This window comes from Flavobacterium odoriferum, from assembly GCF_025499515.1.
Classification (GTDB): domain Bacteria; phylum Bacteroidota; class Bacteroidia; order Flavobacteriales; family Flavobacteriaceae; genus Flavobacterium; species Flavobacterium odoriferum.
In genome coordinates this window covers 1-655 of the sequence record NZ_JAMKFA010000016.1, presented here as the reverse complement: position 1 = coordinate 655, position 655 = coordinate 1, and the positions used below count along the sequence as shown (strand labels likewise).

The 655-nt window shown below is 36.5% G+C and carries 1 protein-coding gene; it reads left to right on the top strand.

Annotated features, from left to right (window positions below):
* Positions 1-199: 199 nt before the first annotated feature.
* Positions 200-502 carry a helix-turn-helix domain-containing protein gene (locus M9Q43_RS11625; RefSeq protein WP_262319062.1) on the top strand — a complete coding sequence of 101 codons (303 nt, stop codon included), beginning with the start codon at positions 200-202 and terminating at the stop codon, positions 500-502.
* The last annotated feature ends 153 nt before the right edge of the window (positions 503-655 follow it).

The window sequence follows — 655 nt, the reverse complement described above, 5'->3', positions numbered from 1 at the left end:
AAAACCGAAAATCGGATCAAACCCGATTTTTAAATCAATTGCAAGATGCATTGGAGACAAAAATCGAAAACGATTTAAGCTAAAAACAACTAATTTTCCTCAAAAAGTATAAAAATCGTTCCCAAGTTGGTACCAACTTGGGAACTTTTCTTTTTCAAATGCAATTGTTTTGTATCAAATAACTTCAAAACATAGCATTATGAATTTTAATCACAAAGCCCTGTTCCCAGAAACAGACAACATCGAATTACTAAACCACCAAGTGGTAACCAAAAGAGATTTACTAAACTTCGGGAATTTATTACTTCGCGAAATCAAAAGCTCAACTAATCAAGAAACACTGCCCAAACCTTGGCTAAAATCAGCCGAAGTACGCAACATCCTAAAAATCTCCCCAGGAACTCTACAAAACCTCCGCATCAACGGAACGCTAAAATACAAACGTATAGGTGGTATCATCTACTACAACTACGAAGACATCGTAAAAATGCTAGAAAAGTAATATGGAAGAAAACACAAACACCTGCAACGGCACTTGTGAAGTTTGCACCTGCAAATCGAAAAATGATTCTGTCATTTCGAGCTTGCCGAGAAATCTCCTGCTATGCAGGATTAATCTTGAACAAGGTTCAAGCTGCACTAGTCACTAATTACT